This is a genomic window from Collinsella sp. AM24-1, assembly GCF_003470325.1.
In the GTDB taxonomy this organism is placed as follows: domain Bacteria; phylum Actinomycetota; class Coriobacteriia; order Coriobacteriales; family Coriobacteriaceae; genus Collinsella.
Genome location: NZ_QRHM01000002.1, coordinates 1 through 25,919, shown reverse-complemented (window position 1 = coordinate 25,919; position 25,919 = coordinate 1). Strand labels below are relative to the sequence as shown.

Annotated in this window: 23 protein-coding genes and 1 pseudogene; 14 read left to right on the top strand and 10 right to left on the bottom strand. The window is 58.3% G+C overall.

All coding sequences use genetic code 11. The features are described 5' to 3' along the window. Positions 1-212 precede the first annotated feature (212 nt). From DW661_RS00925 to DW661_RS00915, 3 genes are read right to left on the bottom strand one after another with little or no spacing between them, the layout of a single operon-like run. On the bottom strand, positions 213-1,175 hold the full coding sequence (locus tag DW661_RS00925; RefSeq protein ID WP_117583291.1) for a redoxin domain-containing protein: 963 nt from the start codon (positions 1,173-1,175) through the stop codon (positions 213-215). 35 nt (positions 1,176-1,210) lie between these two features. After that, complete coding sequence (locus tag DW661_RS00920; RefSeq protein WP_118934201.1) at positions 1,211-2,122, bottom strand: 4Fe-4S binding protein; 912 nt, start codon at positions 2,120-2,122, stop codon at positions 1,211-1,213. Then, positions 2,115-2,261: a CD1871A family CXXC motif-containing protein gene (locus DW661_RS00915; protein ID WP_197032826.1), complete on the bottom strand. Its 147-nt coding sequence runs from the start codon at positions 2,259-2,261 to the stop codon at positions 2,115-2,117. Before DW661_RS00915 ends, DW661_RS00920 begins: the two co-directional genes overlap by 8 nt. Positions 2,262-2,350: 89 nt before the next feature. On the opposite strand from DW661_RS00915, the gene DW661_RS00910 reads away from it, so the two are divergent. After that, complete coding sequence (locus DW661_RS00910) at positions 2,351-3,025, top strand: response regulator transcription factor (RefSeq protein WP_117636921.1); 675 nt, start codon at positions 2,351-2,353, stop codon at positions 3,023-3,025. Beyond that, a complete protein-coding gene (locus DW661_RS00905) occupies positions 3,022-4,170 on the top strand; it encodes a cell wall metabolism sensor histidine kinase WalK (RefSeq protein WP_117798073.1) in 1,149 nt (382 codons plus the stop codon). The genes DW661_RS00910 and DW661_RS00905 overlap by 4 nt, the downstream gene beginning before the upstream one ends. Before the next feature lie 116 nt (positions 4,171-4,286). Here DW661_RS00905 and guaA read toward each other — a convergent pair whose 3' ends face one another. Continuing rightward, on the bottom strand, positions 4,287-5,267 hold the full coding sequence (gene guaA, locus DW661_RS00900; protein ID WP_117648496.1) for a glutamine-hydrolyzing GMP synthase: 981 nt from the start codon (positions 5,265-5,267) through the stop codon (positions 4,287-4,289). 297 nt (positions 5,268-5,564) lie between these two features. Between guaA and DW661_RS00895 the strand changes: the two genes are divergently transcribed. Both DW661_RS00895 and DW661_RS00890 read left to right on the top strand, forming a co-directional pair. After that, positions 5,565-6,569, top strand: a complete 1,005-nt coding sequence (locus tag DW661_RS00895; protein ID WP_158568396.1) for a helix-turn-helix transcriptional regulator — start codon at positions 5,565-5,567, stop codon at positions 6,567-6,569. Positions 6,570-6,724: 155 nt separating this feature from the next. Beyond that, the gene (locus DW661_RS00890; RefSeq protein WP_118934197.1) at positions 6,725-11,092 is read left to right on the top strand and encodes a hypothetical protein; all 4,368 of its coding nucleotides are present in this window, start codon (positions 6,725-6,727) and stop codon (positions 11,090-11,092) included. A gap of 90 nt (positions 11,093-11,182) precedes the next feature. On the opposite strand, the gene DW661_RS00885 is transcribed toward DW661_RS00890, so the two are convergent. The 3 genes from DW661_RS00885 to DW661_RS00875 all read right to left on the bottom strand — a co-directional run bounded on the left by DW661_RS00885 (position 11,183) and on the right by DW661_RS00875 (position 12,803). After that, positions 11,183-11,767, bottom strand: a complete 585-nt coding sequence (locus DW661_RS00885) for a hypothetical protein (protein ID WP_118934195.1) — start codon at positions 11,765-11,767, stop codon at positions 11,183-11,185. Positions 11,768-11,776: 9 nt separating this feature from the next. After that, positions 11,777-12,007, bottom strand: a complete 231-nt coding sequence (locus tag DW661_RS00880; RefSeq protein ID WP_118934193.1) for a helix-turn-helix transcriptional regulator — start codon at positions 12,005-12,007, stop codon at positions 11,777-11,779. Between the two features lie 235 nt (positions 12,008-12,242). Beyond that, the gene (locus tag DW661_RS00875; RefSeq protein ID WP_118934191.1) at positions 12,243-12,803 is read right to left on the bottom strand and encodes a sugar O-acetyltransferase; all 561 of its coding nucleotides are present in this window, start codon (positions 12,801-12,803) and stop codon (positions 12,243-12,245) included. 234 nt (positions 12,804-13,037) lie between these two features. Between DW661_RS00875 and DW661_RS00870 the strand changes: the two genes are divergently transcribed. From DW661_RS00870 to DW661_RS00860, 3 genes are all read left to right on the top strand, one after another. After that, positions 13,038-15,035 carry a type IIA DNA topoisomerase subunit B gene (locus DW661_RS00870; RefSeq protein ID WP_118934189.1) on the top strand — a complete coding sequence of 666 codons (1,998 nt, stop codon included), beginning with the start codon at positions 13,038-13,040 and terminating at the stop codon, positions 15,033-15,035. Between the two features lie 45 nt (positions 15,036-15,080). Beyond that, positions 15,081-17,321, top strand: coding sequence for a DNA gyrase subunit A (locus DW661_RS00865; RefSeq protein WP_118934187.1), 2,241 nt, complete (start codon positions 15,081-15,083; stop codon positions 17,319-17,321). Positions 17,322-17,568: 247 nt separating this feature from the next. Next, positions 17,569-18,663 (top strand): ATP-binding protein, encoded by a 1,095-nt coding sequence (locus DW661_RS00860; protein ID WP_118934185.1) that lies wholly within the window; start codon positions 17,569-17,571, stop codon positions 18,661-18,663. Between the two features lie 108 nt (positions 18,664-18,771). Here the strand turns inward: DW661_RS00860 and DW661_RS00855 are convergent, their stop codons facing one another. Both DW661_RS00855 and DW661_RS00850 read right to left on the bottom strand, forming a co-directional pair. Beyond that, on the bottom strand, positions 18,772-19,302 hold the full coding sequence (locus DW661_RS00855; protein WP_118934183.1) for a flavodoxin family protein: 531 nt from the start codon (positions 19,300-19,302) through the stop codon (positions 18,772-18,774). Between the two features lie 198 nt (positions 19,303-19,500). After that, positions 19,501-20,061: a TetR/AcrR family transcriptional regulator gene (locus DW661_RS00850; protein WP_118934181.1), complete on the bottom strand. Its 561-nt coding sequence runs from the start codon at positions 20,059-20,061 to the stop codon at positions 19,501-19,503. 143 nt (positions 20,062-20,204) lie between these two features. Here DW661_RS00850 and DW661_RS00845 point away from each other — a divergent pair, with 143 nt between their 5' ends. Genes DW661_RS00845 through DW661_RS00835 form a run of 3 tightly spaced genes read left to right on the top strand, consistent with a single transcriptional unit; the run spans position 20,205 to position 22,708 of the window. After that, on the top strand, positions 20,205-21,170 hold the full coding sequence (locus DW661_RS00845; RefSeq protein WP_199584817.1) for a Sir2 silent information regulator family NAD-dependent deacetylase: 966 nt from the start codon (positions 20,205-20,207) through the stop codon (positions 21,168-21,170). Positions 21,171-21,173: 3 nt separating this feature from the next. Continuing rightward, positions 21,174-21,872, top strand: coding sequence for a hypothetical protein (locus DW661_RS00840; RefSeq protein ID WP_118934180.1), 699 nt, complete (start codon positions 21,174-21,176; stop codon positions 21,870-21,872). Beyond that, on the top strand, positions 21,860-22,708 hold the full coding sequence (locus DW661_RS00835) for an NAD-dependent protein deacetylase, SIR2 family (protein WP_118934178.1): 849 nt from the start codon (positions 21,860-21,862) through the stop codon (positions 22,706-22,708). Before DW661_RS00840 ends, DW661_RS00835 begins: the two co-directional genes overlap by 13 nt. An 83-nt stretch (positions 22,709-22,791) precedes the next feature. Here the strand turns inward: DW661_RS00835 and DW661_RS00830 are convergent, their stop codons facing one another. Then, complete coding sequence (locus DW661_RS00830) at positions 22,792-23,352, bottom strand: TetR/AcrR family transcriptional regulator (protein ID WP_118934176.1); 561 nt, start codon at positions 23,350-23,352, stop codon at positions 22,792-22,794. A gap of 143 nt (positions 23,353-23,495) precedes the next feature. Here DW661_RS00830 and DW661_RS00825 point away from each other — a divergent pair, with 143 nt between their 5' ends. From DW661_RS00825 to DW661_RS00810, 4 genes and pseudogenes are all read left to right on the top strand, one after another. Then, positions 23,496-23,696 (top strand): hypothetical protein, encoded by a 201-nt coding sequence (locus DW661_RS00825; protein ID WP_055252679.1) that lies wholly within the window; start codon positions 23,496-23,498, stop codon positions 23,694-23,696. Next, the gene (locus DW661_RS00820) at positions 23,693-24,382 is read left to right on the top strand and encodes a radical SAM mobile pair protein A (protein WP_118934174.1); all 690 of its coding nucleotides are present in this window, start codon (positions 23,693-23,695) and stop codon (positions 24,380-24,382) included. Before DW661_RS00825 ends, DW661_RS00820 begins: the two co-directional genes overlap by 4 nt. After that, entirely contained in the window at positions 24,370-25,278 is a 909-nt protein-coding gene (locus DW661_RS00815) for a radical SAM mobile pair protein B (RefSeq protein WP_118289347.1), read from the top strand. Before DW661_RS00820 ends, DW661_RS00815 begins: the two co-directional genes overlap by 13 nt. Before the next feature lie 199 nt (positions 25,279-25,477). Next, a pseudogene (locus tag DW661_RS00810) lies at positions 25,478-25,919 on the top strand (hypothetical protein); the annotation flags it as partial.

Below are 25,919 nucleotides of genomic sequence, written 5' to 3'. Positions count from 1 at the left end.
CTTTCCCGTGTAGCCGCTTATGCCGCCGATATTCTTGACACTGCCATACCCAGAACGCTTAAGAAAACTCACAGCTTGGTTGCTTCGCGCACCGCTCGGGCAATGCACGAAAAGCTGCGTGCCCTTTCGACGTATACCCATGATGCTACCCCGAAGCAGAAAAAAGAGTCGCTGTTTCCAGCGACTCCCCTTCAGTTGTCTGTCCCACGGACTTACTGTTCGCTCTTCGCGAGTGCCTGATCGATCAGTTTGTTGAGCGCCTCGCGCTGCTCAGCGGAGTTGATGCCGCCCATGATCGGCTCTCCCACAATGTTACCGTTCTGGTCGATCACGTAGGTGGTCGGGAACGAGTACAGGTTGGAGGTGAACTTTCCGGCCTCGCTGTCCGACTTAAACCAGATGTTCTTATACGTCACGCCCTTCTTGGAAAGCACGTCCTTGGCATCGGCCACCTCGTCTTTGTTGCCATCGAGCGTAAAGGAATTAACGCCCACGACCTGGCCGCCCTTCTCGGCAAGCTCCTTGTTGAGCTTCTCCAGATCGCCCAGCTCTCCCACGCACGGCTTGCAGGTGGTAAACCAGAAGTTCATGACGGTGACCTTGTTCTTGGAGAACAGCTCGTCGCTGTTTACATCGTTGCCGTCCAAGTCCTTGCCCTTAAAGCTGGGGAACTTCGTCTCCCCGCTCTCGCCGTTAGTCATGCCTGCGGTCGAGGCATCGACGCTCTCCCCCTCGCCGGGCGTGCTGCCGCATCCGGGGAACTCCTTCTCCAGCGCCATGAGCTTGTCCTCGATCTCCTTGACCTGCTGCGCGCCGGCCTTAAGCGTCTTAAGCTCGTCAGCCGCAAACTGATCCTTGGCGCCCTCGATGGTATCGAGCAAGAAGTCACCGTAGTTCTTGCCGTCCTCAATCATGGGAGTGTCTTTGTTGGCCGCAAGGAACACCTTTTCCCATAGGGCGTTATCGCTCGCAAAGATCTCGTTTTCCTTTTGCAGCAGCTGCTGGTACAGCTCGGCCGCCTCCTCGGCACTCGACGGCTTTTGCGCTATGAGCTCGGCAATCTGCGCATCGCCGCTCGTAGCACCCTTCGCGTCGCCCTTGGGGGCAGAGCACGCCGCGAGAGTCAGCGCCAGCACGGGCAGCATCAACAGAGCCGCAATTTTTGACAGTTTCATGGTTCCTCCGTTTATATCGAAACTTATATAGGTACCTATTTGTTTTCGCAGGCTTGCGTGGACTGCGCGGGTTTGTCGCCCGTCACACCCAGCCCGTAGCGAAAGCTAATAGCATCGACGGGGCACGCGCCCACGCATTTGCCGCAACGAATGCACTCGGCATGGTCGGGCGTACGCGTAACGTCCACGTCCATCTGGCACACCTTGGCGCACTTGCCGCACGAGACGCATTTACAATGATCGACCTGAATCCCCAGCAACGACACCTTGTTCATGAGTGCATAAAATGCGCCGAGGGGGCAAATCCATTTACAGAAGGGGCGGTAGAACAGCACGCTCAGCACCGCAACCACAATGAGAATCGCGAGCTTCCAGGTAAAGAGCTTTCCCAGCGCGGAGCGGATTCCCATGTTCATGATGGACAGCGGAATCGCGCCCTCGAGCACGCCCTGCGGGCAGATGTACTTGCAAAAGAACGGGTCGCCCATACCCACATCGTTGACCACCAAGACGGGCAGCAGCACCACGGCAAACAACAGCACGGCATACTTGATGTACGTGAGCGGCTTGAGCTTTTTCGTGGAGAGCTTCTTGCTGGGAATCTTATGCAAAAGCTCTTGCAGCCATCCAAACGGGCACAAAAAGCCGCATACAAAACGTCCCAGCAGCACGCCGATTAGAATGAGCGTTCCGGTGACGTAATACGAAAAGCTAAACTTAGACGAGCCCACCACCGACTGAAACGACCCGATGGGACACGCACCCGAGGCCGCCGGACACGAGTAGCAGTTGAGCCCCGGCACGCAGACGGCTTTGCCGGCTCCCTGGTAGATGCCGCCCTTGGCAAAGTTAGGCAGGTGAATATTGGTCGCAAGCGTCGCCGCCGCCTGAATCAATCCACGAAATTGCGCTAAAAGATGCGATGCAGTGTTTTTTCTTTTATCCAATTCCGATACACTCCAAGCACAGCCTGATTGCCTTGGCCAGCACGGCATCCGCCTCGCCGCGCATAATTCCAAAGCCAACCATGGCTACCCCAACGATCAGCAAAGCCACCTGCGCCACAGGCTTAATCGCTTTGAACAATCTGACCACTCCTTTCGTTTCGCGACCCATTGGACCATACCGACTATAAAATCCGTGTTAAGCGTGAATGACTATGCAAGGAGAACGTTATGCGCATCTTGGTCGTCGAGGACGAGCGGGCGCTGTGCGATGCGATCGCACGCAGCCTGCGCAACTTGGCCTATAGCGTCGACTGCTGCTACGACGGGCAGCAGGCCCTCGATCTGCTCGATGTCGAGACCTTTGATCTTGTCGTGCTCGACCTCAATCTCCCCCATGTCGACGGCATGACCGTGCTCAGGCAACTCAGGACAACTGATTGTGAGACCAAGGTGCTTGTGCTCTCGGCACGTGGCGAGGTCTCCGACAAGGTAGCGGGGCTCGATGCGGGCGCCAACGACTACCTCACCAAGCCGTTCCATCTTGACGAGCTGGCGGCACGTATACGCAGCCTCACGCTCAGGCGCTTTACGCAAAGCGACGTTGTTCTAACCTGTGGATCGCTGAGCTTTGACACCAAGGCGCGCCTCGCCTCCGTGGGCGGCGAGACCCTATCCCTCACGCGCAAGGAGACCGGCATCTTGGAATACCTGATGCTTAACCAGGGGCGGCCGGTGAGCCAGGAAGAGCTTATCGAGCATGTATGGGACAGCAGCGTCAACAGCTTTAGCAACGCGACCCGCGTGCACATCTCGTCGCTGCGCAAAAAGCTGCGCGGCGCGTTGGGGCACGACCCCATCCGCAACCGAATCGGCGAAGGCTACGTTATGGAGGACGGCAAATGAAGCGGCTGTCGCTGCAGTGGCGCATCACGTTGATGACGGCACTGCTGATATGTTCAACCTGCGTACTTATGAATTGCCTGGTTGGCTACTCCGGCATGCGCTACATGGACTCGATCGGCAATGAACTATCGGCGCACAGCAAGGTGGAGGCGGCCTCGCCCAGCTCATTTGACCCGACAAACAAAGAGCTCGACGACGCGCTGACCATCGTCGTGAACGACGCCCAAGAATCGTTTGGCGCGACGAGCTGGTATATAACTGCGGCGGTGACGCTGCTCGGCGGCGTGCTGGCCTACTTTGTGAGCGGACATGCGCTGCGGCCGTTGCGCTTCTTTGCGACGCAAGTCGAGAGCGTGCGGCCCGACAACCTCGCCGACACAAAAATCAGCGAGGACGTGCCCTCTGAACTTAGGCGCTGCAGCGCGTCGTTTAACGACATGATTACCCGCCTTGACGAGGGATTTTCCGCACAAAGACAGTTTACGGGCAATGCGGCGCACGAACTGCGCACGCCGCTTGCGCTCATGCAGGCCCAGGTTGAGCTGTTTTGCGCCGAGCACCCCGACGTCGACGCCGATACAGCGAGCCTGCTCGGGCTGCTGCAGGAGCAGACCGAGCGAATGACGCACATGACAAAGACCCTGCTCGAGATGAGCGAGCTGCGCAGTGTCCCTTGCAACGATGTGATTGACCTAGCGCCGATGATCGAAGAAGTGCTCACGGACCTGGCACCCCTTGCCGAGCAAAAAGACATCACGCTTACAAGTGAGGGCGACGCGCAAACGATCGGCAGCGACACGCTGATCTATCGGTTGCTGTTCAACTTGACCGAAAACGCCATACGCTATAGCGCGCCCAACTCGACCGTGCAAATCAACGCCTGCGCCGAAGGCGACCGCGTGCTGCTACGCGTGCGCGACCAGGGACCGGGCATTCCCGAGCAATACCAGACGAGCATCTTTCAGCCCTTCTTTCGCGTCGACAAATCGCGCAGCAGGGCATATGGCGGCGTGGGGCTGGGGCTTGCACTGGTCTGGGAGATTGCCGCACTCCACGGCGGCTCCATCGAGGTCGAAGAGAGCTCGGAGCGCGGAACGACCATGCTCGTGACTCTTCCCACTCGCGCACTCGGCTCATTAAAATAACGAACGGGATGGCACGCCGCGTGGCGTACCATCCCGCACATAATATCGAGGATGTGACAAAGGGACTGTCCCTTTGTCACATCTGCTAGTTCTCGTCGCCTACCAGCTGAGTTAGCTTACTCCCACTCGACCGTGCCAACGGGCTTCGGCGTGAGGTCGTAGCAAACGCGGCAAATACCGGGGACCTCGGCGGTCACGCGAGCGGTAATGCGCTTGAGCAGCGCCCAGTCGAGCTCAGGCACCTCGGCGGTCATGACGTCGACGGTGTTGATGCAACGGATGATGCAGGGCCAGTCGTAGGCGCGCTTGCCCTCGCGCACACCGGTAGCGCGGAAATCGGGCACTACGGCAAAGTACTGCCAGATGGTCAGGCCGGCCTTGTCGATCTCTTCGCGCACGATGGCATCGGCCTCGCGCAGCGCCTCGAGACGGTCACGGGTGATGGCGCCAAGGCAGCGGACGCCCAGGCCAGGACCGGGGAACGGCTGACGCTCAACCATGTTCTCGGGCAGGCCGAGCTCGCGGCCCACGACGCGCACCTCGTCCTTGTACAGCAGCTTAACGGGCTCGCAAAGCTCAAATTGCAGATCCTCGGGCAGGCCGCCCACGTTGTGGTGAGCCTTCACGCCATCCTGGGACTCCAGGATGTCGGGATAGATGGTGCCCTGGGCGAGGAAGCTGACCTCGTCGCCCACCTTTCGGGCCTCTTCCTCGAACACGCGGATAAACTCGGCGCCGATAATCTTGCGCTTGGCCTCGGGCTCCTCGACGTCCACGAGCTTATCCAGGAAGCGATCAGTAGCGTCGACATAGACCAGGTTCGCATCCATCTGGTTCTTGAAGACGTCGACGACCTGCTCGCTCTCGCCCTTACGCATGAGGCCATGGTTCACGTGCACGCAGATGAGCTGCTTGCCGATAGCTTTGATGAGCAGCGCCGCGACGACAGAGCTGTCAACGCCGCCCGAAAGAGCCAGCAGGACCTTCTTGTCGCCGATCTGCTCGCGGATTGCAGCGACCTGCTCATCGATGAACACCTGGGCAAGTTCGGGAGTGGTGATACGCACCATGTCGTCGGGACGCTTGTTGGGATCCATGCAGAGCTCCTTCTCGATTCGATGGAAATGCGCCGCGCGTATGCAGACGCACCGTCATATGACCTCATTATATGCAGAACGAGATGCGTTTCCCATCGCTGCGACAGAGCTTTTTGCAGGGGCGGCAGTTTTTCTATATCCCAAGGTCAGCTAGACTTCGGTAGCCACCTTGGGAGCATCGCCAATAGACTCTTCCTTTATACGTTCGGCACAATCGTAGGCGATACCCACAAATTCCAGTCCCGAGCAACAAGAGTACAATTGCTGCTAGTGTTGCCAGCTGTTGGGAGATGGAAGATGGACTGCGATGGCTACCCATGCGTTCCCATGCCGTTGATGTGCACCGCCTTTGCGCCGGGGCAGATTGACGCTGCGGTTGCAGGCATTTCCGACCCCGATTCACGCGCCATCGCCACGGCAGAAGCGCTGTACTTTCGCGGACAGGCCGCACTCGCCGCCAAGACAGCACGCCCCTATCTTGACGCCACCGACCCCGCACTGCGCTATTCCGCATGCTTTATCTGCGGATATGCCAGTCTGTCGCTCAACCGTATCGCCGATGCCCGCCGTTGCCTTGCTGGCATCCTCGATACGCCGGCCGACGAGGAATCACCCGCCGTCCACGCCACGCATATCCTGTTCGCCTCGGCCGCGAGCGTCCTGCTGCACTTGCCTTCCCCGTATTCTGCCGAAGAGTTTTATCCGCTTGCGGCGCATCTGCCCGAAGGCCTGCGACTGTTCGCCAGCTACGTGATGGCGCATGCCCTGTACCTGCGCGGCGAATATGGCCGCAGTCTGGGCATGGCGGAAAACGCCCTGATCATGAAACAGGGAAGCTATCCCATCTCGGAACTGTTCCTGCACCTGGCAGCTTCCATGGCCTGCATGAGTCTCAAAGACGTCGACGCCGCAAGGACGCATTTCGGAGCTGCTTGGAACATTGCGCGTCCCGACGGCCTTATCGAGCTCATCGGCGAGCACCACGGCCTTTTGCAGGGGCTCATCGAGGCATGCCTAAAAACGCAATACCCTGACGACTTCGCACGCATCATCGAGATCACGTACCACTTCAGCTACGGCTGGCGGCGCATCCACAACCCCGATTCGGGCGAGGACGTTGCCGACGATTTAACAACCACAGAGTTCACCATGGCCATGCTCGCCTGCCGCGGATGGACCAACGCTGAAATCGCACGCCATATGGGAGTATCGCCGGGCACCGTCAAAAACCGCCTATCCGGCGTATACGCAAAGCTTGGCATCGGCACACGCGCCGAGCTGGTCGCGCACATGTTGCGTTAGCGACCGGGCTGCCAAGCGCATCGAACGCGTTCCGGAACCCGGCGCTTCGCTCGATCAATTTGGACATTTTGACCCTTGAACGGCACTACCGCCACGAAGCGTCTTCTCGCAAAATTGGATTATTTCCACCGATATTTGCGGGATGGGAGCCCAAGATGCTTGATCGCCGTTCGTTACTTGTTGCTGGAGCGTCCTCGCTGGCGAGCATTATGTTGCCTCGCGTGCCGGGAAGCGAAAATGCCTTCCTGCTGCCGTTCGCGCCCACCGCGGCCTATGCCGACGAAGAAGATCCCTTCAAGGTGCTCGTTCTCTCGCGCACCATGTTTGGTGTGGTCGTGGTCGACGTCGCCAACAAGAATACGCCCATCGCAGGTGCCCAGGTCACGCTCACATCGCGCTATGCCGTAGGCAAGCAGCTCACCGCCACGACCGATGACGAAGGCACGGCCATCTTTGAGGTCGCCCCTCTTTCGGAAGACTACGTGGACGAGGCAACGCTTCTCGACGCGTACGACTTTAACGGCGGCATCTCCATTAGCATGGCGGGCTACCGCGATGTCGAGATTCCCCTTGCGCGTATCCAGGGCGGCACCGCCATAACCGCACCCACACGTCCGCTGTCCGACGGCGAGCCGTACTTCCGCCAGCTCACATTCGACGAATGGGACATCCAGTACGCTGATGCCACGTTCATGGCATTGCCGAAGGACGACGCGGCAAACGACCAACCCGACACGCATGCCTTTATTGTACAGGCACATCTGCCACAGGGTGGACAGGCAACGCTGCACATCAACAAGGTAATGCCCGCCACGGGTAGCTCGCCCGAAACCGTCACGCAGATCGGCCAGATCAAGGCCAGCGCATCAGGCGCGGATAATCTGGCGACGTTCACACTCGAAGACAAGTTTCTCGACGCGGCATCGGGCCTTCTGGAGGAAGGGTGCAAGCTGCGCTTTGTCCTCGACTATCAGGGCAAAACCTACACGCTCTCATCCCCCATGGCCGTTGTCACCGCGCCGGCCGCAAAGGCGGAATCGGGCTCGACCACTATCGTCCCCACTACCATGGACCAAGAGGTCACTCCGTTTGATTTCCCCGCGGCGTTTCCCGGCATCGGCGGCAATAAGTTCACGTGCTGGATACCCACATTTCCGATCCTCTTCGATTTCTCGTTTGCTGGATACGTGCTGTTTGGCGGAGGATACAAACCAGCCAGCTATATGAACGATTCGGGCAATCCGGATCCGGAGTACTGGAAGAAGTCACCGCGCGAGTCGGGCGCCAAGCAGGCAAACCGCTACCTCGACGAAATGGAGGGGAAGTGGAATCAGTACAAAAGTATGAGTGCCGGTTCGGGCACCGATCCAAGAAACACCAAGCTCCTTCGCCACCATTGCACGCCGCTGTTCACGATGGATATCGCCACACAGCTGTACGGCTCGCTCGCCTACGATTGGGTGGGCAAAACCTGGGGTGACAACAACGACCCCGCATACGGCAATATTAAGGCCCTCTTCCAGGTAAGAACCGACCTCAATTGGACCGAGCAGTTTACCCTAGGACCGGTGCCGTTTTTCCTAAACGTCAACCCCTGGGTGCTGGCAAAACTGGCGCTCGCCGTGGGCGCCCACACGCACGGCAGCGGCGCGGCGTTTTTCAAGAACATTTCGCTCGACTATTCCAACACGTCGGGCTCGTTCACCATCCAGATCGGACTTGCCGTCACCTTTGGAGCCGGCATTGCAGGCGTCGCTTCGTCCGCTGTGCGTGGCGCCGCATCCCTCACACTGTTCATTGGGTACGAGAAGGCAGATGGACACCAGCTTCCGCGGCTGCGCGTAGGTGCAGACGTCGATGTCGATGTGATACTCCAGTTCGTAATGTTCAAGTGGACCACCAAGGCTTGGTCGGGGTCGTGGCCCACACTCATCGATTCGTGGAATATGTCGGTGAACAATGGCGACCAGTATGTACTCCAGCGCTCTGAGCTGGCATTGGGTGGAAATACGCCTTATACGTTGGATGCCTGCTTCGGCTCGGCCGGCAACGCCGAAGCAGGTGGTGTGCCGCAGTTTATCGCATCGGCCACCATCGTCACCAACGCCGAGCTGCTCGCACGCGCCGAGGTTAAGGCCACTGCCGTAAATGTCGCGCCTGTCGTGCGCGATTGGGATCAAGCGGTCACGCGCATTGAGCTCGAGGCGGATGCAGAAAGCGACGACACGGGACAGGTCGAACATTTCGTCCATGCGCTGATGGAGAACGACGAAAATGCCGCACCGATGTATGAGTACACCTACATCGGTCAGTCAACGAACGCCGCTGCGGACCCCAACGCCAATTCTGCCGGCGTGTCGGAAGACGAGCGTGGCGGTATCAAGCCCTCGAACGACAACGTGCTGTTTACTGGCGTGCTCAGCGAAGCTCACATGAAGCTGGCAATGATTGCCGGCGTAGAATGCCTGTTCCGTATCGCCTCGGTGCGCTACGGCGACAATGGCCGCTCGCGCCTGGTGGTGCACACAAAGGCAAACGGCACGTGGTCCGCTCCCGCGCCCGTGGACTTTCCCCTTGGGTTTGGCGAGGGCGACGTGGAGCGCGACGGCATATACGATTACGACTTCGACGTGGTGGAATATGCGGACGGAAGAGGAAACCGGGACGCCTACGTGTTGCTGGTCTCGGGTGAGCGACGCGACGGCGATAGTACCCTTTTCGATACGGCAAGCACATCCGGCATACTGTCCGTCGTGCGCCTGCGCATAAGCAACGACGGAGTTCGCGTGGTGTCGCATACGTCATGGCGCAGCATCTCGCGCGGCCGCTTGCAAGAGGATGGCTACCATTGCCTGCAGTGCCCGCGTATCACGGTGGGCAAGACGCTGGTCGACGGGCGCCTGTCGGGTGCCTACCTCCACCGCCGCGGAACCACCGCAGAAAAGGCGCTCGGCAGCGAGGCTGAGGTTGCGCTGGAGTGCTTTACCCTGTGGTCGGACGTTTCGGGCGACAGCCTGACGTTCCGCCAAGTTCTCCGCTTTCCGCAGGCACCTTCGAGTATCGAGCTGGGCGAGCCCGAAAACATCAACGGCAAAATGGTGGTGCCCGTTGCGTACGAGACCGCAGACGGTTGCGGCTGCGCATCGTACGCCGTGATCGGCCGGTCCATTGCGGGCTGGGGCGTTATGCCGCCGGACGCCGCGGTGCCCCGTGCGGTGCCGTGGCCGCAGCACACGGGCTTTTTGGCAACCGTCAACGAGCAACTGCAGCATATTACTTGGACGCGAGGCGCATCGGCATTTGCAACGCGGCCCGTGGGCGCGGCAGGCTGTGGCCCGGCATCGTTTAGCGTAAGCAACAACGGCAGGTGCGTGCTCTATGTAGAGAACACCGATGGCAAGGTGGGACAAACCTACGACGAAGAAGGCAACCCGGTAGCAGTGATGGGCAAGCACTTCCGCATCTTCGCCAGCACCTTGGCAGGCGATCTGTTCACGGAGCCGTTCGTGATGTGCGAGCTGGACCATCCCGTCGATCAGATAACGACATTTTTGACGTCGGGAGGCATTCTCTCCGCGCTCGCCACGCACATTGTGAGCGCGGAGCAGAGCGAGGCAGAGCTGCACGGCATCGAAGTGCCCTTGGTGGCGTGTGCCACTCCGACGGGCGCGGTCGCTACCTCGGGCGCGGTGGTGCCCGGAGCAGCAGGCGAGTCCTTCATGGTCACGGTGCGAAACGACGGCAACACTTTGCTGACCGCCGGCACGATCGATCTGTACCGAGAGGGCTCCAGCCAGCCGTTCTCCAGCGCATCCATCGGATTCGGAGCGAACGCACGCATGGCTTCGATCCACGATCCAGAGCTTGCCGAAGACGCTTCGGCCAACGACATGGCACACGTGAAGTACGCGCTCGAGACGCTGGGCGCATGTTTTGCAACGCACCCGCTGGTAGCCGACAACGGCAACGCCGTGCTGGCACCGGGTTGCACGGCACAGTTCCGCATGAGCTTCGCCATCCCCGAGAGTTGGAGCGACGAAGTGGGCAAACGCGTAACGCTGTATGCGAAGGCGCGTGACCTGGTGGCGCTCGATCCCGTAACGCTCAAGGAAATCCGACCGGGCGCAAACTCGGCGCTGGGTGCCGTACTGCACGAGCTTCATGTGCCCGACGCGGCATGCGAACGCTCAGAAATTCAGGTCGGCGTATGCGATAGCGCGGATACGACAGGACTTCACGACGCCCCGATGCCGGCGGACGGCGATGGTGGCTCAAGTGGCGGCGGTACTGACGAGGGCGGCGGCTCCGGCGGAAGCAGCTCCGGCAGTGGCAAGGACCACGACAATAACAAGCGCTCCGGAAAAGCGGGCGCACTTGCGGGCACGGGCGATGTCAACGCTCCCCTTACGGCAGCCGCTGCAGCACTCGCCGCGGCAGGCGCCGGCCTCGTCGCCTACAGCGCCCGCCGCACGGCGCTCGAAACCGACACCGCCAATGAGGTCAATTCGGATAGGCCTCGCTAGCTCCTACTTACTTTTGTGAGAGGCGCTGACTCGGCTAATCGAACATCAAAATGGGCTGGTTCTGGATACCCAGAGCCGGCCCATTGCGCATTAGATGTCGTCTGAGGAGTCGAGTTCTGCCTCGAGCTTGGCACGGCGTCTTTTCGCCGTGAAAAACGTTGCACACAGGACAGCAAACGTGGCCGCGAAAATCGTCGCACCGCAGAACACGCCCGTGGCCAGGTTCGCCAACCAAAAGACGCTTTCGAGCGGTACGATCTGCGCCTCAGCGACACAGCGCATTGCGGCAATAACAAGCGCGAACGCGGCGCCGCTAAGACCGCTGACAAGCAGGAAATATCCAACAGGAAGATGCTCGGTTTGCCCAAAACGATTGGTATCGACATAGCCCTTCCGCGTTTGCAGTCCTGCGCAAATCAACATCACGAGAACGAGCCACAAATACATGGCTGCCTCGAACGGCGTTGCAAAGCCATGCGGCATTTCACTGGCGTCGCTGTGAACCCACGCAACCTGTCGAGCTATAAACTGGTAGAAAAAGATCATCAACATGCCAAACGAAAGCAGCACGAAACCAATCTTGTAGATCTTCGCGCTCTCAGCCTCCAGGCGCTCATCCTTTGGACCGGCATATTCACGCCACTTTTGCACGAGTTTTAAATCTTCAAATTTCATAGCGAACTCCTAAAGAGCGTCAGGGTCGACGTTGCTCTCGTCTTCCCAAAACAAGTCGTTCAACGTAACGCGTAGCGCTTTACAGATTGCCACGCACAAATTGAGCGTGGGGTTGTAGCCGCCCGCCTCGATAAGGCCGATGGTTTGGCGCGTAACGCCCACGGCTTGGGCTAAGCCAGCTTGCGAAAGGCCAGCCGCCGCGCGTGCCGCCTTCATGCGTAGGTTCTTTTTGCCCGGCATGGAGTTCCTTTCGTGGTAATGGACAGATATCCGTTGCAACATGACAGAAATATATTGCATCTACTAATTGATGTCAACTATATCTTGCATATTGAAACTCATGTATGTCATTTTGCTTATTCCGCAAAGCCAAAACTGGTGCTGGCCAGCCGAGTTGAAGGCGTGCGCAAAAGGAGTGGTTTTCTCGCAACGCATCCGGCTGAAGAGCGCGGGGCATTATCGTTTAAGAGCTCCGTTATTGCTCGATGGCCTTCTTGACGACCGCGGGAACGCCTGCCGCCATCACGTTGTCCGGAAGGTCTTCCATCACAACACTTCCCGCAGCGATAACGCAGCCGCTGCCGATAGTAACCCCCTGGAGTACGGACACGTTCGCGCCAAACCAGCAGTTATCGCCTACAACAATAGGCAGAGCCCTCTCGAGACCCAAGTTGCGGTCCTTTGCCTTTAGGGGGTGTGAAGCGGTGTAGAAGCCGCAAAACGGCCCGATAAACACGTTGCCACCAAAGGTGATGGAGCCGCCGTCCATAAAGTAGCAGCCATGGTTTACAAAGCAGCCCTCACCAAAGCTCGTCTTGCTCCCGTAGTCAAAGTAGGCAGGCGAAAGGACCGTCAGCCCTTGCGGAAGATCGGTATCGAGCAAGGATTTCAAAGCGTCAAGCTGCGCGTCGCTTCCGGGTTTTGCCATATTAAAGTCATAGCAGAGCGCCTCCGCCTTCGCGCGTTGCGCCAGGAGCTCCTCGTCAAAGTTGGCATCATGCCACTCCCCGCGCTCCATCTTCTCTTTCTCAGTCATTGCGCCCCCTCAAACAACATGCAGTCTTGATGCGGCAATTCTACCAGCCGATAAGCCACGGTTTTAACACGAGCACCACGCCGCGCAGGGAATGACCGCAGAAGCTAAAGGCCACCGGCTCCGAACGCGCGTTCGATGGATTTCGTGTTGGGTGGAATCGCCCAAGGGCCGGGCTATGCTACCTTGACTATCTATATGACTTAAACGCAGCAAAGGAGCACCGAGAGAGCGAGTATGGCAAAAAACACCGCAAACTATGGTAACGACAGTATCCGCCAGCTCAAGGACGAGGAGCGCGTACGACTGCGCCCCGCCGTCATCTTTGGCTCGGACGGACTCGACGGTTGCGCGCATGCCGCCTTCGAGATCCTGTCCAACGCCGTTGACGAGGCGCGCCAGGGCTACGGCAAGCTCATCACCCTTACCGCCTTTCGCGATGGCTCCATTCAGGTAGAGGACAATGGCCGCGGCTGCCCGCTCGACTGGAACCCTTCCGAGAAGCGCTTTAACTGGGAGCTCGTCTTTTGCGAGCTCTACGCCGGCGGCAAGTACAACAACAACCAGGGCGGCGACTACGACTTCTCGCTCGGCACCAACGGCCTGGGCTCCTGCGCGACCCAGTACGCCTCCGAATACATGGACGTCACGGTTTGGCGTGACGGCAACAAGTACTCCCTGCACTTTAAGAAGGGCAAGGTCGTCGGCGCCAAAAAGAAGGCGCTCGAGATTGAGCCCAGCGACGAGAACCGTACCGGCACCACCATCAAGTGGCGCCCCGACCTTGAGGTCTTTACCTCGATTAGCATCCCTCACGACTGGTATCGCGAGACCATGCGCCGCCAGGCCGTGGTCAACGCCAACGTGACCTTCCGCCTGCGCATTGAGGGCGACGATGGCGAGTTTTCCGAAGAGGATTTTTGCTACCCCAAGGGCATCGAGGACTACGTGCTCGAGAAGGTCGGTGCCGACTACCTTACCGAGCCCTTCTTTATCGAGGCCGACCGTCGCGGTCGCGATCGCGAGGACCTGCCCGACTACAACGTAAAGATCACCGCGTGCATGTGCTTCTCTCGCACCTTCATGATGCAGGAGTACTACCACAACTCGTCATGGCTCGAGAACGGCGGCTCGCCCGAGAAGGCGGCCCGCAGTGCTCTGACCAGCGCCATCGACGCCTACATCAAGCAACAGGGCAAGTACAACAAAAACGAGAGCGGCATCAAATGGCAGGACGTCCAGGACTGTCTGGTGCTGGTGACCAACTGCTTCTCCACCCAGACGTCCTACGAAAACCAGACCAAGAAGGCCATCAATAACCGCTTTATCCAGCAGGCCATGACGGCCTTCTTTAAGGAACGCCTCTCGACCTACTTGATCGAGAACAAGGACGCTGCCAACAAGATCATGGAGCAGGTGCTCATCAACAAGCGTTCGCGCGAGAACGCCGAGAAGACGCGTCAGAGCATCAAGACCAACCTGCAGCAGAAGACCGACATGGCCAACCGCGTGCAAAAGTTCATCGACTGCCGCTCCAAGGACAAGAGCCGCCGCGAGATCTACATCGTAGAGGGCGACTCGGCAGCAGGCGCCATTCGCACCTCGCGCGATGCCGAGTTCCAGGGTGTTATGCCCGTCCGCGGTAAGATCCTCAACTGCCTAAAGGAAGACTATCCGCGCATCTTTAAGTCCGACATCATCATGGACCTCATGCGCGTGCTGGGCTGCGGCGTGGAGATCAAGGACAAGCGCATCAAGAACCTTGGTGCCTTTGACCTGGACAACCTCAACTGGAACAAGGTCATCATCTGTACGGACGCCGACGTCGACGGCTACCACATCCGCACGCTCGTACTCACCATGCTCTACCGCCTGGTGCCCACACTTATCGACGAGGGCTACGTGTATATCGCCGAGTCGCCGCTCTACGAGATCAACTGCAAAGAGAAGACCTACTTTGCCTACACCGAGCTCGAGAAGAACGGCATCCTCAAGGAGATCGGCGACCAGAAGTGCTCCATCAACCGCTCCAAGGGTCTTGGTGAGAACGATCCGGACATGATGTGGCTCACCACCATGAACCCCGAGACGCGCCGTCTGATCAAGGTGGAGCCCGAGGACGTCACCAAGATGGAGACCATGTTCAACCTGTTGCTGGGCAACGACGAGGCGGGCCGCAAGCGCCATATCTCGGAGCACGGCAAGGAATACCTGGACCAGCTGGACCTGCAATAGCAGCAAATCGATAACGACGGCCCATAAGAAGTTCAAGAGGATATCGTGGCAAAGAAGAAGACGAAGAACCAGCCAAAGAAAAAGCAGGTCAACGCCGAGAACGTCATCGGCCTGCACTCCGAGGTCACCGACCAGCCGATCACGCAGACGCTCGAGGTCAACTACATGCCCTACGCCATGAGTGTCAACGTCTCGCGTGCGTTCCCCGAGATTGATGGCTTTAAGCCCTCGCACCGCAAGCTGCTCTACACCATGTACAAGATGGGTCTGCTCAAGGGCGAGCGCCAGAAGAGCGCCAACATCGTGGGTCAGACCATGAAGCTCAACCCGCACGGCGATGCCGCGATCTACGAGACGATGGTGCGCCTGGCGACGGGTAACGAAGCGCTGCTTGCCCCCTTCGTGGAGTCGAAGGGCAACTTTGGCAAGTACTATTCGGGCGACCTGAGCTACGCCGCCTCTCGTTATACCGAGGCCAAGCTCTCCCCCATCAGCGCCGAGATCTTCAAGGACATCGACAAGGACCCGGTCGACTTCGTCGACAGCTACGACGGCGCCATGAAGGAGCCGCGCCTGCTGCCCACCACGTTCCCCAACATCCTCGTCTCGGCCAACAAGGGCATCGGCGTCGCCATGGCATCCGATATCTGCGGCTTCAACCTCAACGAGGTCTGTACCGCCACCATGCATTACCTGCAGAATCCCGACTGCGACCTGCTCGAGTACATGCCCATGCCCGATTTCTCGACCGGCGGCGAGATCATCTACCGCCGCGAAGAGATGGAAAAGATCATCGAGACCGGCCTGGGCAGCTTCCAGATTCGTTCCCGCTGGCGCTGGATTCCCGAAGAGCGCATCATCGAGGTCTACGAGATCCCCTACACCACCAAGACCGATGTCATCATTGAGCGCATCGTCAAGCTCTCCAAGGAGGGCAAGGTCAAGGAGATCGCAGACATTCGCGACGAGACCGACCTTTCGGGTCTGCGCATCGCTATCGACCTTAAGCGCGGCGTCGACCCCGACAAACTCATGGCCAAGCTCTATCGCTCGACCACGCTGCAAGATTCGTTCTCGTGCAACTTCAACGTGCTCGTCGACGGCTATCCCCGTGTTATGGGCGTGCGCCAGATCCTGCACGAGTGGGTCAAATGGCGTATTGAGTCCACGCGTCGCCGCATTAACTTTGACCTGGGCAAAAAGTCTGAGCGCCTGCACCTGCTGCACGGCCTTGAGGCGATTCTGCTCGACATCGACAAGGCAATCGCCATCATCCGCGGCACCAAGCTCGAGGCCGAGGTCGTGCCCAACCTTATGAAGGGTTTCGATATCGACGAGACCCAGGCCGAGTTTGTTGCCGAGCTCAAGCTCCGCAACATCAACGAGGAGTACATCCTCAACCGCACCAAGGATATCGCCAAGCTCGAGGGCGAGATTGCCGAGCTTGAGGAGATCCTCTCCAGCGAGGACAACATCAAGAAGGTCATCAGCGACGAGCTGGCCGCGGTCAACAAGAAGTACGTGATGCCGCGGCGCACGGGCAGGATCGAGCCCCATGAGGTTATCGAGGTAAGCTTGGAGCCCGAGGTCGAGGAGTACCCGGTCACCATCATGCTCTCGCGCGATGGCTACCTTAAAAAGATGACAGACCGCGTGCTTAAGAAGGCCGCCACGCTCAAGTACAAGGACGGCGACAAACCCTTTATCGAGTTCCCGTCCTCCAACACGCACGAGCTGCTGGTCTTTACCAACAAGAGCCAGGTGTACAAGTGCAAGGTTGCGGCGTTTGAGGACACCAAGTCGGCCCAGCTGGGCTCGTACCTGCCCACCGATCTTGAGATGGAACCCGACGAGAACGTCATCTGGGTCATCGACCCCGAGGATTACAAGGCCGACGTGCTGTTCGTCTTTGAGAACGGCCGCGTGGTGCGCGTCGCACTTGCCGGATACGTCACCAAGACCAACCGCAAGCGTCTGAAGAACGCAATCTACGGCGGCAGCAAGCTGCTGTATGCCCAGGTGCTCAAGGAAGACCGCGACCTCGCGCTGGTCTCGAGCGACTACCGCCTGATGAACTTCAACACATCGCTGCTCAAGACCAAGACGACCACCAACACGCAGGGCGTCCAGGCCTTTACGGCCAAGAAGGGCCGCTCGGTCACCACCGTCGGCACGACCGAGGAGATCCTTGGCGCCGGCGTCTCGGCCGAGAAGTTCACGGCGCAAAGCCTGCCCTCCGCCGGTGCCCTCATGAAAGAAAACGACATGCCAAGTCTGTTTGACTAGGTACCACGGCAACGAGATCGTTAGATACTTCGCAAAGCGACGAGGCCCGGAACGCAACGGCATTGCGCCCGGGACTCGTCGTTTTTCTTCTCAACTATTTTTTAACGCAGATAAATTGATTTCTGCTTATTTTTCTGCGTAAAAAATGTCAGCGTCACTACTTCGATGCCCTTTGGTCAGTCGTTAGCAAAACTTGCAAAAGTTAGCAAAACTTGCAAAAATTAGCAAAACCTGCAAAGGAGCTACCATGGAGTACAGCAAGAACCCCTTTACCCCAACATTTGGAAGCGTCCCTCCCTTTCTAGCGGGTCGCGAGCATATCCTGCGCGACATCAACCGTGGCTTTATCAACGGCCCAGGAGATCCCAACCTGTCGACCATTTTTACTGGCGCAAGGGGAACGGGCAAGACGGCACTTCTCTCGCTCCTTTCAGAAACGGCGCTTGAACACGACTGGATCGCAGCAAATGTCTCCGCCATGCCAGGCATGCTCGAAGATATTATCGAGCGAACCAAAGAAGCCGCAGATAGCTACCTCTCACAGCCTCACGCGCGCATAAACGGTGTTCAAATTGGCCCAGTGGGCATCGATTGGACATACGCTCAAGCGGCTCAGGGCAACTGGCGCACGCGCATGAATGGCATCTTTAAGCAACTCGAAAAACATGACATCGGACTTCTCATCACCATCGATGAAGTCACCGTCGATCTCGAAGAAATGCTTCAATTTGCCTCTGTTTACCAGCACTTTGTACGCGAAGGTAAAAAAGTTGCCCTACTCATGGCAGGACTGCCCTACAAAGTATCGGCGTTGCTACGTAACGATTCCGTCTCGTTCCTCAGACGCTCCCAGTATCATCAGCTGGGACGAATCACTGATGTTGAGATTGCAAATGCATTTCGTAAAACCATTGAAGCAGGAGGACGCTCAATCACGCCAGAAGCGCTCGAGGATGCCGTGAAGGCCGTCGACGGATTTCCCTACATGATGCAGCTCGTCGGATATCGCACTTGGGATGTTTCGGAAAACTCGCCCCAAATCAGTACATCCGATGTCCAGCAGGGTTCTCTGCTTGCCCGTATGGAGCTGCGCGATCGTATTCTCGAAACGACCTATCAGGAGCTTTCCGATAAAGACATTGAGTTTTTGCTCGCGATGCTGCCCGATTCTGGCCCCAGCAGGGTCTCGGAGATAGCCAAACGCATGGGCGTCGCCAGCAACTACGCAAGCCAATACAAACGCCGCCTCCTCGAGGACGGCGTTATCGGGGAACGTGGACGTGGCCTCGTCGGCTTCGACATCCCCGCGTTCAGGGAATTCTTGAACGAGAAGGCGTTTTAGCACACCGGAATTGTCCGCGGGAGCATCGTTGCATGGCAATCAGCAATCCTCTTGGTAAGGGCAGCAAGCATTTCCGCTTGTGCTGATTGCCATGCGCTCCTCTTGTCCTTAGGCGAGCTTGCGGGCGAGCTCGCGCACCTCTTCCAACTTGGGCGAGGAGGCCATGCTGCCGCGCTCGGTCATGCCGCTAATGGTGACAATGCCCTGGTCCTCCCACTTGCAGTACGCGCAGGTTGACTTGTACATGGCAATCGCCGCATCATAGACACCCTCGCTGTGGCTATCGAGCAAAAGGGCCGTCTTGGTGAACGGGAAACCCGTGGCACCGAAGGCGTACAGGCGGTCGATGGCGGTCTTTTCCTGCGCAGTGATATCAAACCAGTAGATAGGCGAAGCGAAGACAACCATGTCGGTGTCTTTCAGCGACTCAATCACGTTGGCCATGTCATCCTTCTGCACGCAGACGCCCTCATGGGCGAAGCAGTACTGGCATCCCAAGCAGCCGGCGATCTTCTTGCTGGCAACGCGGATGACCTCGACCGTATGGCCGCCCTCACGCGCGGTCTCGGCAAACGCCTCGACCATGGTATCGGTATTGGCGCCCTTACGCGGGCTGCCGCTCAATACAACGATATTCATAGGATTCCCTCTCCTTCATGCTGCAGGCGCGCAGCATTTTTTCTTGTAACCAAAACAAATGGGGTTAATCAATCGCCAGCAGGCCATATCTCTTGCTCAAGTTCCCTAAAGAAGCTCAAGGCGATTGCGATTGCCTTATACAACATCGAAAACCAAAGAGGGGCCATAGCAACGTCGCCTGCCTGAAATGACATGCGGTCAAGACGAGCTACGAGGATCGTGACGAGCCGATACCGCCCGCATGCCCTCTTCGGAATAGGCGCTGAGCAGCTCCTGAGCGTGGGCAAACTCGGGCCCTCGCCTCCAACCGAGCAGGCGGTTGACCGCGAGATTTCCCTGGACGTTGTGGACGAAGAGCAGATAGGCGTCCTCGCGCGAAAGCCCAGTCTCCTCCATGATCGAGGGAACCATCTGCTCGGCGCCGCGCTCGACGACGCGCTGTGCCACCCGGGCGTACGCGTCGTCATCCGAGTAGAGCAGATAATAGTCATCGTTTGCCGGCGGACGCTGGCAGAGGGCACCCGCCTCCGTTCCCTCGAGCGGCGGCACCGCCGCCAAGGCCTCGTCGATAAGCGTGTCGAGCAGGGCGAACTTGTCCTCGTAGTGCAGATAGAACGTGCCGCGGTTGATATCGGCACGGCGGCAGATATCCGCTACCGTCATCTTTGCGAAGCCGACCTCGGCCAGCAGCGCAAAGAACGCCTCCCGTATGACCGAGAGCGTATAGCGTCGGCGACGGTCCATCTTCCCCGTTTCCATTGCCCCTCCAATTGCAACGCTCGACAATGCCCAGCAAACGCTCGTTTATCGACAGCAGCCTAAAGCTGTTCATTGCTCTCGCACAAATCAACATGGATACTTTTTATAGACACCTGTTCATAATAGCTGAAAGAAGGTATCCAGTGACTCTATACGAGCAGCTCGTTGTCGAGCTCACCAACAGATCGTTTTCCCTTCAGGCCGCCTACCGCAGCAGCGGCACGCCCTATGAGCTGAGTGACCGCGAGCCCGAGCCCTACGATCAGCAAATCGTGGACTTCGCCCGCATGATCGAGGAAGCCGACTGCGTGCTGGTGGGCGGGGCCTCCGGGCTCTCCGCGGCGGGCGGCGGCGACTTCTACTACGAGGACAACGCGACCTATCGCAGACATTTCGGCAAATTCGCCGAGCGCTACGGTTTCAGGGGCGCTTTCGAGGGGTCGTTCTACCGCTGGCCCACCGCCGAGGCGCGCTGGGGATACCTCGCCACCTTCCTCGACACCACGCTCAACGCCCCGCTGCGCAAGCCCTACAAGGACCTCGACGCCATTCTCGCCGAGAAGGATTTCTTCGTACTCACCACCAACCAGGACACGCAGTTCGTGAAGCTCTACCCCTGGGAGAAGGTGGCAGAGATCCAAGGCGACCACCGCTTCTTTCAATGCTCCCGCTGTTGCACCGACGAGGTGTGGAATGCGGTCGAGCCGGTCTCCCGCATGGTAGAGGCTATGGGAGACGGCCTGGAGGTTCCGGCAGAGCTCGTGCCACGCTGCCCGCACTGCGGGGCAGAGGCGTTCCCCTGGGTTCGCGGCTACGGCAACTTCCTGCAGGGCGAGCTCTACGAGAAGCAGTACCGCAAGGTGTCCGACTGGCTCGATGCGCACGCGCGGCAGAGGATCCTTTTCCTCGAGCTGGGCGTGGGCCGCATGACGCCCGCGTTTATCCAAGAGCCGTTCTGGGCCCTCACGGCGCAGTTGCCGCAGGCTAGCTACATCGCCGTAAACAACAAGACGCAGTTTCTCCCCCGCGCGATCGATGATCGGGGCCTCGCCGTTCGCGCCGACATCGCCGACGTACTCGCCGACGTGCGCAAGACGCTGGGGAGGTAGTGCATGGAGACGGCGAAAGCAGTTCGCATAGGCAGGGCGCTTTCCGAGGCGGATCTTGTCATCATCGGCGCCAGCAACGGGCTCGACATGGCAGAGGGGCTCAACCTCTTCTGCGCCGATGCTCATTTCCGAGAGGCGTACGGGGACCTCGCCCAAGCAGACGGCATCGGCTGCATACTGCAGGGGCTCAGCTCCCCGGATGCAAACGTGCGATGTCGATGGGCCGAGCGGTTCCATCAAAAGGAGCATCTCGAATATGAGCCCAGCCCGCTCATGAACACGTTGCGGCGTCTCACGGAGCACACCGATGCCTTCGTGATCACCTGCAATATCGACGGGCATTTTGCGCGCGCAGGGTTCGACGAGAACCGAATGCTCGAGACGGAGGGGAGCACGCGCACGTCAATCGACGAGTCGCGTCTCGCTCATCCAGATGCCATCGCCGCGGCCCAGCTCGAAGAGCTTGCGCGCCTTGTGCGAGCCCATCGCAACGGCAGGGTTGCCATCCTCGAGCTTGGCGTGGGACTGCGTAACGGCGTCATAAAGCACGTGCTCGCTCAGATTGCAAACACCTGCGAGCACGCCACCTACATCGTGTTCAACTACAGCCAGGCCATGGCGCCCGACGCTTCGTGCGAGACCATTCTCGTTGATGGCGATATGGCACCGGCTTTTGAGGAGGTCGCCCAATGCCGTCTCTAGAAAGAGCAGCGGATAGGCTTCGAAGCCTTATCGCCGATGCCGACGCCATCATCGTCGGCATCGGATCGGGCATGTCGAGCGCCGCCGGGTTCAACCATTACAACCGCGCAGGCATGGCGCGCGCCGGAATGGAGGACTGGCAGCGAGCATTTGGCTTTAAGAGCCTTTTCGACGGCTTCTACCACCTCTACCCCAGCCTCGAGCAGCAATGGGCCTACTACGCGCGATACATCGATTTCATGCTGCGCGAGCCGGCCTCACAGCCCTATCTTGACCTGCGCTCCCCCATCGCCCACAAGGACTACTTTATCCTGAGCACCAACGTGGACACCCAGGTCGAGAAAACGTTTCCCGCCGAGAGAGTCTGCAACTACCAGGGAAGCGTCGCGCATCTTCAGTGCAAGCAGCCGTGCTGCGACGAGCTCTTCGACGCGAAGCCCTACGTCGAGCACATACTCGCCGGCATGACAGGGTTCGAGATCCGCAGCGAGGATATCCCCCGATGTCCCCACTGCGGCTGGCAGCTTGCGCCGTGGGTGCGCGACGACACGTTTCTGCAAGGCGGAGCATGGCGCGAGAGCCTCGAACGATACGAACGCTTTGTGCGCGAGCGCAGCAGTGGCCGCGTGCTGTTGCTGGAGCTCGGCGTGGGCGAAATGACTCCTGGTATCATCACACTCCCGTTCTGGAGCATGACCGCAAAGCTGCCGGATGCGCACCTGTTGAGCGTCAACATCTCGAACGGCTCGGCTCCGTTGCAGCTTGGAAGCAAGGCAGAGGCGATTCAGGCAGATTTGGGCGCCCTGCTCTCGGTGGCGCGGGCAGGTGGCGAGTAACGCGGAGCGGTAGACGCGCAATGAGGTTTTAGCCGCAGCCTCCGAACGAGAGGGCTCGGAGGCTGGTATTCCTGAATCGCAGGTCACGATGGGTTATCGGAATCGCGAAGAGCGGATACCGCCAGTAAGCCCCCTTCGGAATAGGCGTTGAGCAGCTCCTGGGCATGGGCGAACTCGGGGCCTCGTCTCCAGCCGAGCAGGCGGTTGACGGCCAGATTGCCCTGGACGTTGTGGACGAAGAGCAGGAAAGCGTCTTCGCGTGAAAGCCCTGTTTTCTCCATGACCCAGGGAACCATCTGCTCCGCTCCGCGTTCTATGACGCGCTGGGCTACGCGAGCGTATGAGTCGCTGTCCGAATAAAGCAGGCGATAATCGTCGTCTGCCGGCGGACGCTGGCAAAGCGTTGCCGATTCAACCCCCTCAAGCGGGGGAGCCGCTGCCAATGCCTCGTCGATAAGCGCATCGAGCAGCGCGTACTTATCCTCGTAATGCAGATAGAACGTTCCCCGGTTGATCTCGGCGCGGCGGCAGATGTCCGCCACCGTCATCTTCGCGAAGCCGACCTCGGCCAGCAGCGCGAAGAACGCCTCCTGTATGACCGAGAGGGTGTAGCGCCGCCGGCGGTCGATCTTGGTTTCTCCCATCGCCTCTCCAATCTGAGTCGTTTGACAATGTCCAGTAGCTGTTCGTTTATCGACAGGTGCACGCGTTTGTTCATTGCCCCTGCGAAAATCAACAAGGATACTGTTTATAGACACCTGTTTTTTATAGCTGAAAGGGAGCACGGATGACCCTGTGCGAGAAGCTCGGCATCGGGCTTGTCAGCCGATCGTTTTCCCATCGGGCCGTCTATCGAAACGGCGGCACGTCATACGATTTGAGCGATTGCGAGCCTGCTGCTTGCAAGCAAGATATCGAGGCTTTTGCCCGCAAGGTGGGGAAGGCTGATTGCGTGTTTACGGGAGAGGCAGGTAGGCAGGCGTTATGAGCATCTGCATCAAAAATCAGATTCAGAATATGAATATCGTCATCGGCTGCACGGTGGGGTGTCCATATTGCTATGCCCGTAACAATGTGAAACGTTGGCATATGATTGACGACTTCGCTGATCCTGCGTTCTTCCCGAGCAAGCTCAAGATGATGGAAAAGAAACGGCCGCAGAACTTTCTCCTTACCGGCATGAGCGATCTCTCCGGGTGGAAGCTGGAATGGCGAGACGAGGTATTTGCAAAGATCCATGAGAATCCACAGCATCAGTTCCTGTTCCTGACCAAGAGACCCGATTTGCTGGATTTAGATACCGACCTGGAAAACGCATGGTTCGGCGTTACGGTGACGAGGAAAGCGGAGCTGTGGCGTATCGACGCCCTTCGGAAAAACGTCAAAGCAAATCACTTCTTCGTTACTTTTGAGCCGCTATTCGACGATCCCGGTACGGTCGACTTTTCCGGAATCAACTGGATCGTCGTCGGTACCATGACCGGGGCGCAGAGCAGGAAGGTTCATACGGAACCGGAGTGGGCATGGTCTTTGACGGACCAGGCGCACGCGCTTGGCATTCCAATGTTTATGAAGGAAGACCTCGTCTCTGTCATAGGGGACGAAAACATGATTCAGGAATTGCCGGAAGAATTCGAAAGAGTGCTGGAGGTGCAGAGAACATGGCGGAAGTGATCGATGGAATCCTCATCAATGAGGTGGAAGCAAAGAACATCATGACCAAGTCCAGCCTGCCGGTAGGCGGCTACTCGGTCAATCCCTATGTAGGCTGCACGCATGCCTGCAAGTATTGCTATGCCTCCTTTATGAAGCGCTTTACCGGACACAAGGAGGAATGGGGCACCTTTCTTGATGTGAAGCATTGGCCGGAAATCAAGAATCCGAAGAAATACGCTGGACAGCGGGTGGTTATCGGTTCTGTGACGGATGGCTACAATCCACAGGAGGAGCGATTCGGGAATACCAGGAAACTCCTGGAGCAGCTGATTGGCAGCGATGCAGATATTCTGATCTGCACAAAGTCCGATCTTGTGGTACGGGATATCGATCTGCTGAAGAGGCTTGGACGAGTGACCGTTTCATGGTCGATCAACACGCTGGATGAGAACTTCAAGAACGATATGGACTCCGCGTCGAGCATCGAGCGTCGTATCGCTGCTATGAAGCAGGTGTATGACGAAGGTATCCGTACGGTCTGCTTCGTGTCCCCGGTATTTCCCGGCATCACGGATTTTGAGATGATTTTTGAGCGAGTAAAGGATCGGTGCGATTTGTTTTGGCTCGAAAATCTCAATCTTCGGGGTGGTTTCAAAAAAACGATCCTGGATTATATCGCCGAGAAACATCCCAATCTCGTACCGCTTTACGATGAGATCTATAACAAGCGCAACCGTAGCTATTTTGAAGCGCTTGAAGTAAAAGCCGAGGAAATGGCCAAGAAGTACGATTGCCCCTTTGTGGACAACGAAATGCCTTATGGCAGAGTCCCCCAGGGGCATCCGGTGATCGTGGACTACTTCTATCACGAGGAAGTCCGAGGGTCAGATAATAGCGGAAAAAGAAATCGTTAAACGGAAACCGACGACGATTCGCTCGAGCGATTAGCGTCCACGCGTGGCTTCTGCCGATTGGCGCAACGGGCGACGGATTAAGGGATCGCTCGGGCGGATGATCCCGCTGCAGTACAGGCGGTCGCTCAATTTAGCGGCATGAGCGTTTTCGCACGGAAAACCAGTATCCCCTGTGCCGAGTTTAATCGTAGCGAATACAATGGGCACTGAGCATCAATCGAAAGTAGTCAAGAGCCTTTTCGACGGCTTCTACCACCTCTACCCCAGCCTCGAGCAGCAGTGGGCATACTATGCGCGATACATCGACTTCATGCTGCGCGAGCTGGCCTCGCAGCCCTATCTCGACCTACGGTCCCTCATCGGCCATAAGGACTACTTCATCCTGAGCACCAATGTGGACACCCAGGCCGAGAAGACGTTTCCCGACGAGAGAACCTGTAACTATCAGGGAAGCTTCGCGCACCTTCAGTGCAAGCAGCCATGCTGTGACGAGCTCTTCGACGCGAGCCCCTACGTCGAACGCATGCTCGCGGGCATGGCGGGGTTCGAGGTCCTCAGCGAGGATATCCCCCGATGCCCGCATTGCGGCTGGCAGCTTGTGCCGTGGGTGCGCGACGACACGTTTCTGCAAGGCGGAGCAT

Coding starts and splice junctions, on each gene's coding strand:
- DW661_RS00925 (WP_117583291.1), bottom strand. CDS start 1,175: ATGAAACTGTCAAAAATTGCGGCTCTGTTGATGCTGCCCGTGCTGGCG.
- DW661_RS00910 (WP_117636921.1), top strand. CDS start 2,351: ATGCGCATCTTGGTCGTCGAGGACGAGCGGGCGCTGTGCGATGCGATC.
- DW661_RS00905 (WP_117798073.1), top strand. CDS start 3,022: ATGAAGCGGCTGTCGCTGCAGTGGCGCATCACGTTGATGACGGCACTG.
- guaA (WP_117648496.1), bottom strand. CDS start 5,267: ATGGATCCCAACAAGCGTCCCGACGACATGGTGCGTATCACCACTCCC.
- DW661_RS00895 (WP_158568396.1), top strand. CDS start 5,565: ATGGACTGCGATGGCTACCCATGCGTTCCCATGCCGTTGATGTGCACC.
- DW661_RS00890 (WP_118934197.1), top strand. CDS start 6,725: ATGCTTGATCGCCGTTCGTTACTTGTTGCTGGAGCGTCCTCGCTGGCG.
- DW661_RS00885 (WP_118934195.1), bottom strand. CDS start 11,767: ATGAAATTTGAAGATTTAAAACTCGTGCAAAAGTGGCGTGAATATGCC.
- DW661_RS00880 (WP_118934193.1), bottom strand. CDS start 12,007: ATGCCGGGCAAAAAGAACCTACGCATGAAGGCGGCACGCGCGGCGGCT.
- DW661_RS00875 (WP_118934191.1), bottom strand. CDS start 12,803: ATGACTGAGAAAGAGAAGATGGAGCGCGGGGAGTGGCATGATGCCAAC.
- DW661_RS00870 (WP_118934189.1), top strand. CDS start 13,038: ATGGCAAAAAACACCGCAAACTATGGTAACGACAGTATCCGCCAGCTC.
- DW661_RS00860 (WP_118934185.1), top strand. CDS start 17,569: ATGGAGTACAGCAAGAACCCCTTTACCCCAACATTTGGAAGCGTCCCT.
- DW661_RS00855 (WP_118934183.1), bottom strand. CDS start 19,302: ATGAATATCGTTGTATTGAGCGGCAGCCCGCGTAAGGGCGCCAATACC.
- DW661_RS00850 (WP_118934181.1), bottom strand. CDS start 20,061: ATGGAAACGGGGAAGATGGACCGTCGCCGACGCTATACGCTCTCGGTC.
- DW661_RS00840 (WP_118934180.1), top strand. CDS start 21,174: ATGGAGACGGCGAAAGCAGTTCGCATAGGCAGGGCGCTTTCCGAGGCG.
- DW661_RS00835 (WP_118934178.1), top strand. CDS start 21,860: ATGCCGTCTCTAGAAAGAGCAGCGGATAGGCTTCGAAGCCTTATCGCC.
- DW661_RS00830 (WP_118934176.1), bottom strand. CDS start 23,352: ATGGGAGAAACCAAGATCGACCGCCGGCGGCGCTACACCCTCTCGGTC.
- DW661_RS00825 (WP_055252679.1), top strand. CDS start 23,496: ATGACCCTGTGCGAGAAGCTCGGCATCGGGCTTGTCAGCCGATCGTTT.
- DW661_RS00820 (WP_118934174.1), top strand. CDS start 23,693: ATGAGCATCTGCATCAAAAATCAGATTCAGAATATGAATATCGTCATC.
- DW661_RS00815 (WP_118289347.1), top strand. CDS start 24,370: ATGGCGGAAGTGATCGATGGAATCCTCATCAATGAGGTGGAAGCAAAG.